The 15,892-nt window shown below is 72.9% G+C and carries 13 protein-coding genes and 1 pseudogene; 3 read left to right on the forward strand and 11 right to left on the reverse strand.

What is annotated here, in order from left to right; translation table 11 throughout:
• Positions 1-10: 10 nt before the first annotated feature.
• A pseudogene (locus tag ASD48_RS36980) lies at positions 11-709 on the reverse strand (NAD-binding protein); the annotation flags it as partial.
• A 120-nt stretch (positions 710-829) separates the two neighbouring features.
• Between ASD48_RS36980 and ASD48_RS36985 the strand changes: the two are divergent.
• On the forward strand, positions 830-1,948 hold the full coding sequence (locus ASD48_RS36985; RefSeq protein WP_057606259.1) for a potassium channel protein: 1,119 nt from the start codon (positions 830-832) through the stop codon (positions 1,946-1,948).
• A gap of 90 nt (positions 1,949-2,038) precedes the next feature.
• On the opposite strand, the gene ASD48_RS36990 is transcribed toward ASD48_RS36985, so the two are convergent.
• From ASD48_RS36990 to pdhA, 5 genes are all read right to left on the reverse strand, one after another.
• Positions 2,039-3,457, reverse strand: a complete 1,419-nt coding sequence (locus ASD48_RS36990; RefSeq protein ID WP_057606262.1) for a molybdopterin molybdotransferase MoeA — start codon at positions 3,455-3,457, stop codon at positions 2,039-2,041.
• Positions 3,454-4,401, reverse strand: a complete 948-nt coding sequence (locus tag ASD48_RS36995) for an NTP transferase domain-containing protein (protein ID WP_057606263.1) — start codon at positions 4,399-4,401, stop codon at positions 3,454-3,456. The genes ASD48_RS36990 and ASD48_RS36995 overlap by 4 nt, the downstream gene beginning before the upstream one ends.
• Positions 4,402-4,482: 81 nt before the next feature.
• Positions 4,483-5,868 carry a dihydrolipoamide acetyltransferase family protein gene (locus ASD48_RS37000; RefSeq protein WP_057606265.1) on the reverse strand — a complete coding sequence of 462 codons (1,386 nt, stop codon included), beginning with the start codon at positions 5,866-5,868 and terminating at the stop codon, positions 4,483-4,485.
• The gene (locus ASD48_RS37005) at positions 5,868-6,872 is read right to left on the reverse strand and encodes an alpha-ketoacid dehydrogenase subunit beta (RefSeq protein ID WP_057606267.1); all 1,005 of its coding nucleotides are present in this window, start codon (positions 6,870-6,872) and stop codon (positions 5,868-5,870) included. Before ASD48_RS37005 ends, ASD48_RS37000 begins: the two co-directional genes overlap by 1 nt.
• Positions 6,869-8,014, reverse strand: a complete 1,146-nt coding sequence (pdhA, locus tag ASD48_RS37010; protein WP_057606268.1) for a pyruvate dehydrogenase (acetyl-transferring) E1 component subunit alpha — start codon at positions 8,012-8,014, stop codon at positions 6,869-6,871. Before pdhA ends, ASD48_RS37005 begins: the two co-directional genes overlap by 4 nt.
• A gap of 175 nt (positions 8,015-8,189) precedes the next feature.
• Here pdhA and ASD48_RS37015 point away from each other — a divergent pair, with 175 nt between their 5' ends.
• Positions 8,190-8,765, forward strand: coding sequence for an Lrp/AsnC family transcriptional regulator (locus tag ASD48_RS37015; RefSeq protein ID WP_242432843.1), 576 nt, complete (start codon positions 8,190-8,192; stop codon positions 8,763-8,765).
• 46 nt (positions 8,766-8,811) lie between these two features.
• Here the strand turns inward: ASD48_RS37015 and ASD48_RS37020 are convergent, their stop codons facing one another.
• Positions 8,812-9,402 (reverse strand): TetR/AcrR family transcriptional regulator, encoded by a 591-nt coding sequence (locus ASD48_RS37020; protein ID WP_057606269.1) that lies wholly within the window; start codon positions 9,400-9,402, stop codon positions 8,812-8,814.
• A complete protein-coding gene (locus ASD48_RS37025) occupies positions 9,399-10,916 on the reverse strand; it encodes a 3-hydroxyacyl-CoA dehydrogenase (protein ID WP_057606270.1) in 1,518 nt (505 codons plus the stop codon). The genes ASD48_RS37020 and ASD48_RS37025 overlap by 4 nt, the downstream gene beginning before the upstream one ends.
• A 159-nt stretch (positions 10,917-11,075) precedes the next feature.
• On the opposite strand from ASD48_RS37025, the gene paaN reads away from it, so the two are divergent.
• Positions 11,076-12,785, forward strand: a complete 1,710-nt coding sequence (gene paaN / locus ASD48_RS37030; RefSeq protein ID WP_057606271.1) for a phenylacetic acid degradation protein PaaN — start codon at positions 11,076-11,078, stop codon at positions 12,783-12,785.
• A gap of 31 nt (positions 12,786-12,816) precedes the next feature.
• Here the strand turns inward: paaN and ASD48_RS37035 are convergent, their stop codons facing one another.
• The 3 genes from ASD48_RS37035 to ASD48_RS37045 are packed head-to-tail and all read right to left on the reverse strand — an operon-like array spanning position 12,817 to position 15,796.
• Positions 12,817-13,593, reverse strand: coding sequence for a TrmH family RNA methyltransferase (locus ASD48_RS37035; protein ID WP_057606272.1), 777 nt, complete (start codon positions 13,591-13,593; stop codon positions 12,817-12,819).
• Positions 13,590-14,801, reverse strand: a complete 1,212-nt coding sequence (locus ASD48_RS37040; protein WP_057606273.1) for an HTTM domain-containing protein — start codon at positions 14,799-14,801, stop codon at positions 13,590-13,592. Before ASD48_RS37040 ends, ASD48_RS37035 begins: the two co-directional genes overlap by 4 nt.
• Positions 14,798-15,796, reverse strand: coding sequence for a DUF5819 family protein (locus ASD48_RS37045; protein ID WP_057606274.1), 999 nt, complete (start codon positions 15,794-15,796; stop codon positions 14,798-14,800). Before ASD48_RS37045 ends, ASD48_RS37040 begins: the two co-directional genes overlap by 4 nt.
• Positions 15,797-15,892 lie beyond the last annotated feature (96 nt).

Here is a 15,892-nt window from a genome sequence, read left to right on the forward strand (position 1 = left end):
ACATGCCCCCTCAGGCCGGCGGCAGCGGCGGGACCCCGGGCATGCCGGGGGTCCCGAGCGGGGCCCTGCTGTGGCTCGGGCCCACCCGCACGATCGTGACCACCCGGTCCGTCGGCTCCAGCATCCCGATCGCCGGGTCGTCGTAGGCGAGGATGCGGTGCCCGCGGACGACACTCACCACCAGGTCGTCCGTCTCACGCGGTCCGCGGCCCGCCTCGGCCTTGGTCACGGGCCGTTCGACGAGGTCCAGCCCGTCGCCCTGCTGGATGAGGTCCTCCATGACCCTGCCCGCCGCCGGACTGAGCACCGACAGGCCGAGGAGCCGGCCGGCCGCACCGGCGCTGGTGATGACCTCGTCGGCGCCCGACTGCCTGAGCAGCGGGGCGTTCTCCTCCTCACGGACCGCCGCCACGATCTTCGCCCTGGGATTGAGCTGGCGGGCCGTCAGCGCCACGAGGACGGCCGTGTCGTCCCGCTGGGTCGCGATGACGATCCGTCCCGCCCGCTGCACCTCGGCCCGCCGCAGCACATCGCTGCGGGTGGCGTCCCCGACCACGCCCTCGTAGCCCTCGGCCGTCGCCGCGTCGATCACCTTCGCGCTGGGATCGATCACCACGACCTGTTCCCTGCGCAGGCCCGCCGCACAGGCCGTCCGGATCGCGGACCGCCCCTTCGTTCCGAAGCCGACGACGACAGTGTGGTCGCGCAAGGGGACCTCCGGGATCATGGACATCTGTGGACTCATGGACACGTGTTGCTTCATGACGGGCGGGAGCCCGCCGGGAACCATGGTGCCCACCGATCGGATCACCGTCACAGGGGGCACACGATGAAGGACCACGAACGACGGTCGGCCGGTCCGGCCAGGCTCTCCCTCTTCCGGTCCCTCTGGTACCGCTCACGCACGGAAGCCCGGGACGACGCCGAAGCGGGCCGTTCCATCACGATGCCCATGCGCATCGCCGTCCCTCCGCTGCTGCAGGTACTCCGCCGCCTCGCCATGGGCCTGCTGGTACTGGCCGTCACCACACTGATCGTCTACGCCGACCGCGACGGCTACAACGACAACTCGGACGGCTCCGTCACCCTCCTCGACGCCGCCTACTACGCCACCGTCACCCTCTCCACCACCGGCTACGGCGACATCACCCCGGTCAGCGAATCGGCCCGGCTCATCAACATCCTCGTCATCACGCCGCTGCGCGTGCTGTTCCTGATCATCCTGGTCGGCACCACCCTGGAAGTGCTCACCGAACGCACCCGGCAGCAGGTCCGCGTCCACCGCTGGCGGGCCCGCACCAGCCATCACATCGTGGTCGTCGGATACGGCACGAAGGGCCGCCACGCGGTGGAGACCCTCGTCGGGCAGGGCATCGCCAAGGACCGGATCGTCATCGTGGACGCCCAGCGCAAGGCCGCGCTCGCCGCAGGAGACGACGGCCTGGTGTCGGTGACCGGGGACGCCACCCGATCGGAGACGCTCCTCAAGGCCGAGGTCCAGACCGCCTCCCGGGTGATCGTCGCCCCGCAACGCGACGACACGGCCGCCCTGGTCACCCTCACCGCCCGGCAGCTGAACCGGCGCGCGACGATCGTCGTGGCCGCCCGGGAGGACGAGAACGTGCCGCTGCTCAAGCAGAGCGGCGCGGACACCGTGATCACCAGCTCCAGCTCCGCCGGCCGGCTGCTCGGTGTCTCGATGGTCAGCCCGACCGTGGCCAGGACCCTGGAGAGCCTGATGACCCTCGGCAACGGCCTGGACCTCATCGAGCGGCCCGTCGGCAAGGAGGAGGTCGGCGCGGCGCCCCGCAGCTGCGCGGACCTGGTCGTGGCCGTCGTCCGGGGCAAGGAACTGCTGGACTACACCGACCCCCGGCTCACCCGACTCCAGCCGGGGGACCGCGTGATCACGGTCAGCCGGGCCGTCCCGGCGCCTGAGCAGGCATGACGTTGTTTCACGTGAAACCGGGGGCGAACGGAGGCGGGCTGAAGCGAGCCGGGAGCGTTTCACGTGAAACACGGGGGAACCGGGGCTGTTTCACGTGAAACAGGCGTCGATCCCGGCCGTCGCCCCTGGCAGGTCGAGAAGCTCGGTCTCCTGACCCGCGCGGGCACCGCCCGGCGGCACGACGGCGAGGGCATCGGCCGCCGCGATCCCCCGCAGCATGGCCGGGCCGTTGTAGTGCAGCGGTACGGCATGGTCGCCCCGCAGGACGACCGGGATGAGCCGGGTGTCGTGCGGGTGCCCGTGCACCGATTGCCGCAGCGGCAGCGCGTACGGCTCGGGAGCCGGCCGGGCGGCGAGGGCGCGCAGCAGCGGCTCGGCGAGCGTGAGCAGGCCGGAGACGGCCGCGAGAGGGTTGCCGGGCAGGCCGACGAGATGCTGGTCCTCCTTCAGGCGGGCCAGCAGCATCGGGTGACCGGGGCGCACCTCGACGCCGTCGACGAGGAGTTCGGCGTCGAGCCGTCGCAGGGTGGGGTGCACATGGTCGACGGGCCCCGAAGCGGTGCCCCCGGTGGTGACGACGAGATCGGCACCTGATCCGGCGATGGCCTTGTGCAGGGCCTTCGCGTCGTCACCGAGCCGGCGTACGGAGGTGACCTCGGCGCCCAGCGCCCGTAGCCACGGAGGCAGCATCGGACCGAGCGCGTCCCGGATGAGGCCGTCGTGCGGGCGGCCCTCGGTGAGCAGTTCGTCGCCCAGGACGAGAACCTCGACCCGGGGCCGGGGGACGGCGGCCAGCGTGTCGTACCCGGCGGCCGCGGCGAGGCCGAGGACGGCCGGGGTCACCACGGCCCCGGCCCGCAGCAGCTGATCCCCGCTGCGGCATTCCTGACCCCGTGGACGGATGTCCTGGCCGTGCTGCATCTCGCGGGTCGGGTGCAGTCGGCCGTTGTCGTCGGTCCGGCCGTGTTCGCTGCGCAGCACCGCGGTGGTGTCCGGGGGGATCCGGGCGCCGGTGGCGATCCCCACGGCCTCGCCGTCGGCCAGGGGCGCGGGCGCCGAGCTGCCGGCCAGTACGCCCTCTTCCCGCACGTGCCAGGGGCCGGGGCCCGCGACCGCCCAGCCGTCCATCGCCGAGGTGTCGAAGGAGGGCAGGTCGGTGAGGGCCGTCAGCGGGGCGGCCAGAACGAGGCCGAGGGCGTCGCCGAGGGTCACGGAGACGGGGGCGAGACGGGCGGCACCGGACCGGGCGGCGCGGGCGGCGATCGTCCGGGCCTCGGGCCAGGAGGCCGCCCGGTGGCGGTGCTCGGCAGTGTCGGCCCGGTGACCGCTCTCCGGGCTCTGGGCCGGGGAGGAGGGGGTCCGCGGGCCGTCGCCGCCGCCTCCGCGCTGCGCGGGGCTGTGGCCGCCGGCCGGGCGGGCGGTGCCGTTGCCGTCCTTCACGAGGGCGAGTGCCTCCTCGACGTCGAGGTCCTCGGCGTCGAGGCCCTGCCGGGTACCGCGGGCGGTCATCCGGCGTCCGGTCCGGAGCCGCCGGGCTTGTCGTCCTTCTGCTGCCCGGCTTTCTGCCGGCCGGCGATCCCCTGCTCGGCGATCGCCTGCCCCGCTTTCTCCTGTTCGGCCTCCTCCGCCCAGCGCAGCGCGAGCGCGGCGGCCTTGCGGGCGGCCTCGGCGACGGCTTCGGGGCCGCCCTGGGCCTGCGCGGCGGCGTAGCCGACCAGGAAGGTGGTCAGCGGGGCCGCGGGCCGGGCCACCCCGTGGGCGGCGTCACGGGCGAGATCGAGGAGGGCGCCGGTGTCGACGTCGAGGTCGATGCCCAGCTCGTCCTTGACTGCGGAAATCCATTCATCCAACACGTGGTCATGCTCCCTGATACGTGCCCTGGCGGCGGCGATGTCGTCCCAGGTGTCGCAGTCGAACGACGCGACCGGGTCGGGGACGCGGGCGAGGTCGAGTCCGGCGGTCAGCCGGCGCAGCGGCAGTCCGGTGAGGCCGCCTTCGCCGGCGGTGAGCACCGCCAGTTCGCGGCGCAGGGCGGCGGTGCGGTACGCGGCGACGAGCGGCTGGTCACGGCCGTCGGCGTCGGTGAGCAGCACGCCCTCGGCCGCGCCCGCGCGCAGGGCGGCGAGCAGTCGCCGTACGGTGTCCGGCGCGAGGAAGGGCAGATCGGCGGAGAGGACGAGGACGTCGTCCGCCGCGGTGTGGCGCAGCCCGGCGTCGAGCGCGGCGACGGGGCCCGCGCCGGGCGGATCCTCGCGTGCCCAGCGCACGGGCCGCGCGGTGGGGCGGGGATCGGCGACGACGACGGTGGTGCGCGCGTCGGCGCAGGCGCCGAGCACCCGGTCGAGCAGCGCGCGCCCACCCACCCGTACCGCCGGCTTGTCGGCGCCGCCGAGCCGGCGGGCGCCGCCACCGGCGAGCACGACGGCGTCGTGGGCGGGCTCGTTCGAGGTCACCCCCCGAGTATGCGGGCCGCCCCGGGGATACGGGCCCGCAGGATCACGGGAAACGCGCGAATCACCGGGGCCCGCCCGCCATCACAGGGTGCGCAACAGCACCGCCGGCTGCTCCACGCAGTCCGCCACGTAGCGCAGGAAGCCACCCGCCGTTCCGCCGTCGCACACCCGGTGGTCGAAGGTGAGCGAGAGCTGGACGACCTGGCGCACGGCCAGCTCACCCTCGTGCACCCACGGCTTGGGGATGATGCGTCCGACACCGAGCATGGCCGCCTCGGGGTGGTTGATGATCGGCGTGGAGCCGTCGACTCCGAACACCCCGTAGTTGTTCAGGGTGAAGGTGCCGCCGGTCAGGTCGGCGGGGGTGAGACGGCCGTCCCGGCCCGCCTCGGTGAGCCGGGCGAACTCCGCGGTGAGTCCCTCGGCGTCCCGGGCGTGCGCGTCGCGGACGACGGGCACGACGAGTCCCCGCTCGGTCTGCGCGGCGAAGCCGAGGTGGACATGGTCGAACTGGACGATCTCCCGGGCCGCCGGGTCGACGGTGGAGTTGAGCTCCGGGAAGCGGGCCAGCCCCGCGGTGCAGATCCGGGCGAGCAGCGCGAGAAGGGAGATCTTCGGGCCGCCGGACGCGTTCATCGCCGCCCGGGCCCGCATCAGCTCCGTCGCGTCAACGTCCACCCAGCAGGTGGCGTCGGGGATCTCGCGGCGGCTGCGGGAGAGCTTGTCGGCGACGGCACCCCGGACGCCCTTGAGCGGGACGCGGCGGCTTCCGGAGGGGGCGGAGGACACGGGCGACGGCTCCGCCGCCCGTTCCCGGGGGACGGAGGACACGGGCGACGGCTCCGCCGCCCGTTCCCGGGGGGCGGACCCCCGCAGCGCGTTCTCCACGTCCGCCCGCAGGATGAGCCCCTCGGGCCCGGAGCCCGTGAGCTCCCGCAGGTCCAGGTTGTTCTCCCGGGCGAGTCTGCGCACCAGGGGGGAGATCACGGGGACGGGGCCGTCGGACCTTCCGGCCGACACACCCGGAAGACCGGCCGGGACACCCGGAGGAACCGGGGCGGCCGGGAGAGGGGCGGCGACGGTCACGGAAGCGGGCGCTTCCGGACGCACCGACCGGATCCGGCGCCTGCGCGCGGGCGCCTCGGAGGTGCCGTAACCGACGAGGACGTTGCCCGACCCCTCGGTGCCCTCGGTGGCGGCCTCCGGGCCGGCGGAGGCCGGCGCACCGACCGCGACCGTGATCAGCGGGGAGCCGACGGGCAGTTCGGTGCCCTCTTCGCCGAAGCGCGCGGTGACCACACCGCCGTAGGGGCAGGGCACCTCGACCATCGCCTTGGCCGTCTCGACCTCGACGACCGGCTGGTCGACGGCGACGACATCGCCGACCTGGACCAGCCAGCGGACGATCTCCGCCTCGGTGAGTCCCTCCCCGAGGTCGGGAAGCTTGAACTCCAGCACCTGTGCCATCAGTTGTCCGCCTCCCACTGCAACCGCGCCACGGCGTCCAGGATGCGGTCGACGCCGGGCAGGTGGTGGCGCTCCAGCATCGGCGGCGGGTACGGAAGGTCGAAACCGGCGACGCGCAGCACCGGTGCCTCCAGGTGGTGGAAGCAGCGCTCCGTGACGCGGGCCGCGATCTCGCCGCCCGGCCCGCCGAAGGAGCCCGACTCGTGCACGACGACCGCGCGGCCGGTCCGGCGCACCGAGGCGCAGACCGTCTCGTCGTCGAACGGCACCAGGGAGCGCAGGTCGACGACCTCGAGGTCCCAGCCCTCGGCGCGCGCGGCCTCGGCGGCTTCGAGGCAGACCGGCACCGAAGGACCGTAGGTGATCAGCGTGGCGCTCCGGCCTGGGCGCCGCACCACCGCGCGGCCGATCGGTTCGACAGTCTGCGGTTCCTCCGGGTTCCAGGAGTCCTTGGACCAGTACAGACGCTTGGGTTCGAGGACGACGACCGGGTCGTCGGAGGCGATGGCGGCGCGCAGCAGACCGTAGGCGTCGGCGACCGTGGCGGGCGTGACGACATGGAGGCCCGGGGTCGCCATGTAGTACGCCTCGGAGGAGTCGCTGTGGTGCTCGACGCCGCCGATGCCGCCGCCGTAGGGCACGCGGATGGTGATCGGCAGCGGCATGCGGCCGCGGGTGCGGTTGCGCATCCGGGCGACATGGCTGATGAGCTGCTCGAACGCCGGGTAGGCGAAGGCGTCGAACTGCATCTCCACGACCGGCCGCAGTCCGTACATCGCCATGCCGACGGCGGTTCCGAGGATGCCCGCCTCGGCAAGCGGCGTGTCCGTGCAACGGTCTTCGCCGAACTCCTTGGCGAGCCCGTCGGTGACCCGGAAGACACCGCCGAGGGTGCCCACGTCCTCGCCCAGGACGTGCACGGACGGGTCGGCGGCCATCGCGTCGCGCAGCGCGCGGGTGAGGGCCTGCGCCATGGTGGCGGGCTTGAGGGCGACGGTGGTCATCGGTGCGTACCCTCCTGGTCGGCGTGCTCGGCTTCGAGCTCCGCCCGCAGCAGGTCCCGCTGTTCCCGCAGTTGGGGGGTGGGTTCGGCGTACACGTGGGCGAACAGGTCCATGGGGTCGAGGACCGCGTCCTGGTTCATGCGGGCGCGCAGGTCGGCGGCCATGGTCTCGGCGGCGTCCCGCGCGGACTGCTTCGCGTCCTCGTCGAGCAGCCCGCGCGCGGTCAGTTCGCGCTCCAGCAGCTGGATCGGGTCGTGTTCGCGCCAGGTCTCGACCTCGGCGTCGCCGCGGTAGCGGGTGGCGTCGTCGGCGTTGGTGTGGGCCTCGATGCGGTAGGTCACCGCCTCCACGAGAGTGGGGCCGCCGCCCTCACGCGCGCGGCGTACGGCGTCGGTCAGCACCTCGTGCACGGCGGCCGCGTCGTTGCCGTCGACCAGGCGGCCCGGCATGCCGTATCCGACGGCCTTGTGGGCCAGCGACGGGGCGGCGGTCTGCTTGGCGAGCGGTACGGAGATCGCGAAGCCGTTGTTCTGCACGAGGAAGACGACCGGGGCCTGCCAGACGGCGGCGAAGTTCAGCGCCTCGTGGAAGTCGCCCTCGCTGGTGCCGCCGTCGCCGACCAGGGCGAGCGCGACCACGTCGTCGCCCTTGAGGCGGGCGGCGTGCGCGAGGCCCACGGCGTGCGGAAGCTGGGTGGCGAGCGGGGTGGACAGCGGCGCGACACGGTGCTCGTAGGGGTCGTAGCCGGTGTGCCAGTCGCCGCGGAGCAGGGTGAGGGCCTCCACGGGGTCCACGCCGCGCGCGACGACGGCGAGGGTGTCGCGGTAGCTGGGGAAGAGCCAGTCCCGCTCCTGGAGGGCGAGCGCGGCGGCGACCTCGCAGGCCTCCTGGCCGGTGCTGGACGGGTAGACCGCGAGTCTGCCCTGCTTGGTGAGGGCGGTGGCCTGGACGTTGTAACGGCGGCCGCGCACCAGCTCGGCGTAGAGCCGGCGCAGCAGCTCCGGGTCGGCCTGCGCGGCCGCGTCGGTGCCGAGGACGCGGTACGGCTCCGCGTCGGGCAGCAGCGGCGCGGGGTCGGTACGGGGCTGCCAGGCCGGCGGCGGGGTAGGCCGGTAGGCGCCCCGCTGCTCCATGACCGTCATGACGGCACCTCCTCGTAGGAGTGGCTACGGGAGACGCGTCGGTTGTGATGCGCCTCACCTACCGATTGTTCGGTCGTCGGCACATTTTGGCTACAGGGCCCCTCAGGCTGTGGACAAACGGTTCTCCACAACCTGAGATGGGTGCACTACGTCCATGGCAGGGAGGCAGGGGGACATGGCACCTGAACAAATGGCCGAAGGGCCGGAGAACGGCAGCGCGCCGCCTCCGGGCAACCCTCCGCCGCCGACCGGTGTCCTGTCGCCGAGCAGTGCCCCGTCACCGGGCGGCGCCCCGCTGCCGCCGCCGCGTCCGCTGGACGCCATCGATCAGGACATCCTCCAGATACTCCAGGCGGACGGCCGCGCGTCGATACGGTCGGTCGCCGAGCGGGTCCACGTCTCGCGCGCCAACGCCTACGCGCGGATCAACCGGCTCATCGAGGACGGCGTCATCCGCGGTTTCGGCGCCCGCGTCGACCACGAGCGCGCCGGGCAGGGCACGAGCGCCTACATCACGCTGAAGATCGTGCAGAACTCCTGGCGGACGGTGCGCGAGCAGCTGCGGCTGCTGCCCGGCGCCTCCCACATCGCCCTCGTGGGAGGCGATTTCGACGTGCTGCTCCTGGTGCACACGCCGGACAACAGGGCGCTGCGCGAGGTGGTGCTCACCCGGCTCCAGTTGATCCCCGAGGTGCTCAGCACGCGCACGCTGCTGGTGTTCGAGGAGGAGGATCTGGAGCCGCAGGGGTGAGAGCCGCAGGGTGAGAGCCGCAGGGTGAGAGCCGCAGGGATGAGCCCTACGGGGCCGTGCGCAGCCCTTCGAAGACCAGGCGCACCACCGCGTCGGCGACCTCGCTCTCGACCATTCCCCGGCCGCCCGGCCGGTACCACTCGACGATCGAGTTGATCATCCCGAAGACCAGCCGGGTGGCGAGCCGCACCTCCATGTCACCCCGTACGTCCCCGTCGGCGGCGGCCGCCCTCAGCAGCTCGGCGACCCGGTGGTCGAAGTCGCGGCGCCGCTCCAGGGCCCACCGCTCGGTGCCGGTGTTGCCGCGCACGCGCAGCAGCAGCGTCACGTACGGCAGTTCGCCGATGAGCACCTCGACCATGCGTCGCACGACGTACTCCAGGCGCTCCGAGGGGTGCCCCACACGCGCGTGCTCCTCCTCGAGGATCCCGAAGAGGCCGTCCAGGGCTCGGCTGACGGCCCGCCGCAGCAGTTCCTCCTTGCCGGCCACATGGTGGTAGATCGACGACTTGGAGATGCCGGCCGCCTTGGAGAGGTGCTCCATGGAGGTGCCGTCGTAGCCACGCTCGTTGAAGACCTGGACGGCGACGGAGAGCAGGGTCTCCGGGGTGTACGTGTCGCGCTTGGCGGTCGTCACGACGCGCCCTCCCGCTTCTCGGTGGCATAGGAGTGGCGGTACAGCGCGAGGGACGGCGCGTAGCGGCCGGAGGGGTCGCGCTCGTGCAGGTCGTCCAGGAGGGAGCAGGCCCAGGTGCGGCCCAGCCTGCGGCTCCACTCGAAGGGGCCGAGGGGGTAGTTGACGCCCAGGCGCATCGCGGTGTCGATGTCCTCCTCGGTGGCCACGCCCTTGGCCACGGCGTCGTGCGCGAGGTCGACGATCCGCGCGACCGTACGGGCGACGATCATGCCCGGGACGTCGCCGATGACGCTGACGTCCTTGCCGAGCGCCTGGAACAGGCCGATCGCCTCGGACATCGTCTGGGTGGAGGTGTCCTGGGAGGCGGACAGGGCGATGCGGGTGGCCTTGCGGTAGTCCAGGGCGAGGTCGAAGTAGACGACGTCCCGGAACTCCACGGACGTCTGCCCGTCGGCGAGGGCGAGCTGGCCGTCGCCGGGCAGCACCAGGCGGGTGCCGTGGTCCTCCTCCTCCTCGCGGACCTGGATGCCCGCCTCGCGGATCAGCGCGAGCAGTTCGGAGGCGGGGCCCAGATTGCCCTCGGCGACGACGTACGCGGGCGGCTGGGCCTTCTCCGCGGTGTGCGGTTCGGCCGACCCGGCGGCCCCGCCCGAGTAGTCGTACCAGCCCTGGCCGGTCTTGCGGCCGAGGCGGCCCGACTCGACCAGGCGCCGCTGGGCGAGGGAGGGCGTGAAGCGCACGTCGTGGAAGAAGGACCGCCACACGGAGTGCGTGACCGACTCGTTGACGTCCTGTCCGATCAGGTCGGTCAGCTCGAAGGCGCCCATCTTGAACCCGCCCGACTCGCGCAGGATCGCGTCGATGGTGGCCGGGTCGGCGCCCTGCGCCTCGTAGACGGCGAACGCCTCGGCGTAGAAGGGCCGCGCGATGCGGTTGACGATGAAGCCGGGGGTGTCGGCGCAGGCGACCGGCGTCTTGCCCCAGGAGCGGGCGGTCTCGTACGCGCGCGTGGCCGACGTGACGTCGGTGGCGTACCCGGAGACGACCTCGACCAGGGGCAGCAGCGGCGCGGGGTTGAAGAAGTGCAGGCCCACCAGGCGGCCGGGGTTGCGCAGGGCGCCCCCGACGGCGGTCACCGACAGGGAGGAGGTGTTGGTGGCGAGCAGACAGTCCTCGCCGACGACGTCCTCCAGCTGCCGGAACAGCTCCTGCTTGGCCTCCAGGAGCTCCACGACGGCCTCGACGACCAGGGAGCAGTCGGCGAGGTCGGTGAGGCTCTCCGCGGGCCGCAGACGGGCCCGTGCCTCGTCCCGGTCGCCGGCGGCGAGGCGGTCCTTCTCGACGAGCCGGTCCAGGCGGGCGCCGATCGCGGCGGCCGCCTCACGGGCGCGGCCCGGCACGGCGTCGTACAGCCACACGGGGTGACCGGCGACGAGCGCGACCTGGGCAATGCCCTGGCCCATGGTGCCGGTGCCGACGACGGCCACGGGGCTGCTGAGGTCGAGTGCTGTCATGTGCGCGATCCTCCCGCACGAGGTTTTCCACAGATGCGGCAGGCCCCCTTGTCCCGACCGATCGTTCGGTTACTCTAACCCTGACTGGCTGTTCCTGCCCAGGTTTCCGCCAGGTCATGAGCTCGACGGAGAGTTCTCAAGACGAGGAGTTGGTCCCGCATGGCCGCCGCCGAACCGACCGCGCACGCTCTGATCGCCCAGCACCGGCCCACCCTCGATCAGGCCCTGGAAGCGATCCGTACCCGCGCGTACTGGTCCCCGCACCCGGAACACCCCAAGGCCTACGGGGAGAACGGCAGCCTCGACGCCGCGGCCGGCAAGGCCGCCTTCGACGCCGTCCTGCACACCCGCCTCGACCTCGGCCAGCCCGGCACCGACGACTGGGTGGGCGGCGAGGTCTCGCCGTACGGCGTCGAACTGGGCGTGACCTACCCGCACGCGGACGTGGACACGCTGCTGCCCGCCATGCGGGCCGGACAGGGCGCCTGGCGGGACGCGGGAGCGGAACTGCGCGCGGTGGTCTGCCTGGAGATCCTCAAGCGGATCAGCGACCGGACGCACGAGTTCGCGCACGCGGTCATGCACACCTCCGGCCAGGCCTTCATGATGGCGTTCCAGGCGGGCGGCCCGCACGCGCAGGACCGCGGCCTGGAAGCGGTGGCGTACGCGTACGCGGAGCAGGTCCGCACGCCCGGCACGGCGGAGTGGAGCAAGCCCCAGGGCAAGCGCGACCCGCTCGCGATGACGAAGACCTTCACCGCGGTCCCGCGCGGTATCGCCCTGCTCATCGGCTGCAACACCTTCCCGACGTGGAACGGCTATCCGGGCCTGTTCGCCTCCCTGGCCACCGGCAACGCCGTCCTGGTCAAGCCCCACCCGCGCGCGGTGCTGCCGCTCGCACTGACCGTGGGGGTCGCCCGCGAGGTGCTCGCCGAGGCCGGCTTCGACCCGAACCTCGTCGCACTGGCCGCCGAACGCCCCGGCGAGGGCATCGCCAAGACCCTGGCCACCCGCCCCGAGATCAGGATCGTCGACTACACCGGCTCGACCGCCTTCGGCGACTGGCTGGAGGCCAACGCCCGCCAGGCGCAGGTCTACACCGAGAAGGCCGGCGTCAACACGGTGATCGTGGAGTCCACGGCGAACTACAAGGGCATGCTCGCCAACCTGGCGTTCTCGCTCTCCCTGTACAGCGGCCAGATGTGCACGACCCCGCAGAACCTGCTGATCCCGCGCGACGGCATCCGCACCGACGAGGGCGCCAAGACCTTCGACGAGGTCGTCGCCGACCTCGCCCGCTCGGTCGACGGCCTCCTCGGCGACGACGCGCGCGCGAACGCGCTGCTCGGCGCGATCGTCAACCCGGACGTGAAGGCCCGGTTGGAGGCCGCCGCGGGTCTCGGCGAGGTCGCCCTCGCCTCCCGCGAGGTGGGCAACCCGGAGTTCCCGGACGCGATCGTGCGCACCCCGGTGGTCGTCAAGCTCGACGGGGCGCGCAAGTACTGGGACGGGGCGGACGACGAGGCCGCCTACATGGGCGAGTGCTTCGGCCCGGTCTCCTTCGCCGTCGCCGTCGACTCCGCGGCCGACGCGGTCGCCCTGCTGCGCCGCACGGTGCGGGAGAAGGGCGCGATGACGGTCGGCGCGTACACCACCGACGCGGAGGTCGAGCGGGCGATCGAGGAGGTCTGCCTGGAAGAGGCCGCCCAGCTGTCCCTCAACCTCACCGGCGGCGTCTACGTCAACCAGACGGCCGCGTTCTCCGACTTCCACGGCTCGGGCGGCAACCCGGCGGCCAACGCGGCCCTGACCGACGGCGCGTTCGTCGCCAACCGCTTCCGGGTGGTGGAGGTCCGCAGGGACGCCTAGGACGTCCAGGGCCTGTCCGGCCGGACAGGCCCTAGGGAACGTGCGGTGCGCCCCCGGTGGCACTCCAGTGGTACAGCGTCATGGCCACACTGGTCGCGAGGTTGTAGCTGGAGACCTGGGGGCGCATCGGCAGGGCGAGCAGGTGGTCGGCACGCGCGCGCAGCTCGGCGGAGAGCCCGCTGCGCTCCGAGCCGAAGGCCAGAAGGGCTTCGTCCGGCAGCTTGACGCCTCGGAGATCATCGCCCTCCGGGTCGAGGGCGAACACCGGGCCGGCCGGCAGCTCGCCGACGGTCAGCCGCTCCACGGCGGTCGCGAAGTGCAGCCCCGCCCCGCCCCGCACCACGGTCGGATGCCAGGGGTCGAGCGTGCCGGTGGTGACCACCCCGGTGGCCCCGAAACCGGCGGCCAGCCGGATCACCGCCCCCGCGTTGCCCAGGTTGCGCGGGTTGTCCAGGACCACGACGGGGGTGGCGCGGGGCGCGTGCCCGAGCCGCGCCAGGTTGGCCTCCCGGGAGGGCCGTACGGCCAGGGCGGCGACCGCGGTGGGATGCGGGCGCGGCACCAGGGAGGTGTACGTCGCCTCCGGGACCTCGCTCAGCAGCGCCTCCAGCGCGTCGCGCACGTCCGGGGCGAGTTCGTCGGCGAGGGCGAGCGTCCCCCGCCGGTCGGTGGTGACCGCCACCGGGACCTCGGCTCCGAAGCGCACCGCGTGCTTGAGGGCGTGGAAGCCGTCGAGCAGGACGGAGGCGTCGGCGAGCCGCCGCCACCGGCCGAGCGGATCGGAGCCGGCGGTCACGGGGTCGGTCATGCCGTGAACCCTACGCGCGCGTTCTCGGGGTTCTCCTGCGCCCGCGGCTCCGGTGCCGGCGTAGGACCGACGCCGGCGAACAACCGTCCACGCGCGCGTGACGCCCATCCGCCCACCCGGTGCAGGAAGGTCGTCGGCAGGAAGACGGCGTCCGTCGCGATCATCGCCAGCGAGAAGAACGGCAGCCCGAGCACCACGGCGATCACCGCGTGCTCCGTCATCATCAGGACCAGCAGGACGTTCTTCAGCCGCCGGTTGGCGAGCGTGAACGGGAAGGCGACCTGCACGATGACGGTGCCGTAGGTGGCCAGCAGGACCATCGTGCCGCTGCCGGCCAGCAGGTCGGCCAGCGCGGGCCAGGGCGAGAAGTAGTCCAGGTGCAGCGGGTAGTACGCGGCGGTGCCGTCCTGCCAGCGCGAGCCCTGGATCTTGTACCAGCCGGCCGTCGCGTAGATGAGGCAGGCCTCGGCCATGATCACGACCAGGGCGCCGTTGTGCAGGATGTTGCCGATCACGTCGAGCAGGATCCGGGGCTCCGCCGACTTCGTGCGGCGGCCGACGGCCCACCACAGGCCCTGTACGGCCCACGCCGCCCACAGAAGCGCCGGAATGGTCCAGTCGCTGTGGAAACGGCCCGCCACGGTCACCGTGACCAGGACGAACCCGGCCACGGCCCACAGGACGGGACCCACCCGGTCCGTGGCCCGCTCCCCACGCGCGCGTATCTCCTGCGCGCGCCGTTCCCGCCGCGCGTCCAGCGACCACACCCGGCCGCACCGTATGAACACGAGATAGATCGACATCAGGTGCAGAACGTTGTCCCCGCCGTCGCCCATGAAGACGCTGCGGTTCTGGAGCGACAGCACGCCGACCATGAACAGCACCGACATCGCGCGGGTCCGCCAGCCGAGGAGCAGCAGCGCGGCGGAGAGCAGCGCGAGCAGGTACACCGCCTCGAACCAGCCCTGCCCGTCCGACCACATCAGCGCCGTGAACGCGCCGTTGGTGTCGATCAGCTGCCGGGCCAGCTCCCAGTCCCAGGGACCGTCGGGACCGTACAGCTCCTGGCGGTGGGGGAACTCGCGCAGCAGGAACAGCAGCCAGGTGGCGCTGAAGCCGATCCGCACCACGGCGCTCTGGTACGGCGCGAGCGCCGACTCGGTGACGCGCGCGATGACGGCGGACACCCTCAGGGAGAACCGGTTCACCTCGTGCCTCCCTCGGTCTCGCCGTCCGGCACCGACCACCAGGACAGTTCGCGGTACACCGGGCTCATCGACACCTTCTCGGTGCTCCACTTCGGCGGGGTCACGTTGGTGGTCTGCGAACGGATCTGGATCCGCTCGACGACACCGCCGTCACCGGCCGCGCCGCCGCGCTCCAGACGCTGCACCACGATGTGGCGCAGGTACGTCTCGGAGAGGGCGCCGCGCAGGCCGACGGGGCGGTTGCCGTTGTCGTGCGTGGCCGTGAAGAAGTCCCAGGCGCGGCGCAGCTCGTTCTGCTGGGTGTGGCTCGGCAGCAGATTGCCGTCGATGGCCCGGCCGTCCTGCGCCGACAGGTCGTACCAGCCGGTGGTCCGCGAACCGCCGTCCGCGGTACGGATCTGGGCGCGGACGTGGACGGCGACGTTCTGCTGAAGCGGGTTCGGCGCGAAGAGTTTCCAGTTCTGCTCGAACTCCGGATATATCCATTCGTCGATCGCCTTGCCGTGCGCCTTGGTGACGGTGTTCGACGGGGCGACGTGCAGGAACACCATCCCGACATGCACGCAGACGGTCACCGCGACGACGGCCAGCGCCAGTGCGGCGCCGACCTGGTAGCGAGTGGAGAGGGCGGCCACACCCGTGCGGGGCTCGGGCCGCCGAGGCCCCCTCACGGGACCGGCGGCGGGCTCACCCTCGGGCTCGCCCACGAGCTCACTGACGGGCGCAGGGGCGGGGCCACCGACGGCTTCGCCGACCGGGCGACCCACGGGATCACCGGCGGGGTCGGCGGCCTCGGCCCGGACAGCACCGTCCGAGTCGGCGTGCCCGGCCCGCGGAACCGGCTCGGAGTCCGCTTGCCCGGCCCGCGAGGCAGGTTCAGGGCTCGGGAGTTCGGCTCGGGGGCGGGGAACGGTGTCCCGGGCGGGTGGCGTCTCCGCCTCCCTCGACGTGTTCGGCCCCTTGGGAGAGCCGGCCCCTCCGTCGTGCACGTCCATTCCGCCCCGTTCCCCGATACCGGTCGTCTTCGCGCTGCGTCGCGCAATCGCGAACGGTACTCAGCCTCACCCGTTCGGCGCAGCCCCCTCCCCGCG

Source organism: Streptomyces sp. Root1310 (assembly GCF_001426425.1).
GTDB lineage: Bacteria > Actinomycetota > Actinomycetes > Streptomycetales > Streptomycetaceae > Streptomyces.

Coding starts and splice junctions, on each gene's coding strand:
- ASD48_RS37005 (WP_057606267.1), bottom strand. CDS start 6,872: ATGACCACCGTCGCCCTCAAGCCCGCCACCATGGCGCAGGCCCTCACC.
- pdhA (WP_057606268.1), bottom strand. CDS start 8,014: ATGACGGTCATGGAGCAGCGGGGCGCCTACCGGCCTACCCCGCCGCCG.
- paaN (WP_057606271.1), top strand. CDS start 11,076: ATGGCCGCCGCCGAACCGACCGCGCACGCTCTGATCGCCCAGCACCGG.
- ASD48_RS36985 (WP_057606259.1), top strand. CDS start 830: ATGAAGGACCACGAACGACGGTCGGCCGGTCCGGCCAGGCTCTCCCTC.
- ASD48_RS36990 (WP_057606262.1), bottom strand. CDS start 3,457: ATGACCGCCCGCGGTACCCGGCAGGGCCTCGACGCCGAGGACCTCGAC.
- ASD48_RS37035 (WP_057606272.1), bottom strand. CDS start 13,593: ATGACCGACCCCGTGACCGCCGGCTCCGATCCGCTCGGCCGGTGGCGG.
- ASD48_RS37045 (WP_057606274.1), bottom strand. CDS start 15,796: ATGGACGTGCACGACGGAGGGGCCGGCTCTCCCAAGGGGCCGAACACG.
- ASD48_RS37015 (WP_242432843.1), top strand. CDS start 8,190: ATGGCACCTGAACAAATGGCCGAAGGGCCGGAGAACGGCAGCGCGCCG.
- ASD48_RS37025 (WP_057606270.1), bottom strand. CDS start 10,916: ATGACAGCACTCGACCTCAGCAGCCCCGTGGCCGTCGTCGGCACCGGC.
- ASD48_RS37000 (WP_057606265.1), bottom strand. CDS start 5,868: ATGGCACAGGTGCTGGAGTTCAAGCTTCCCGACCTCGGGGAGGGACTC.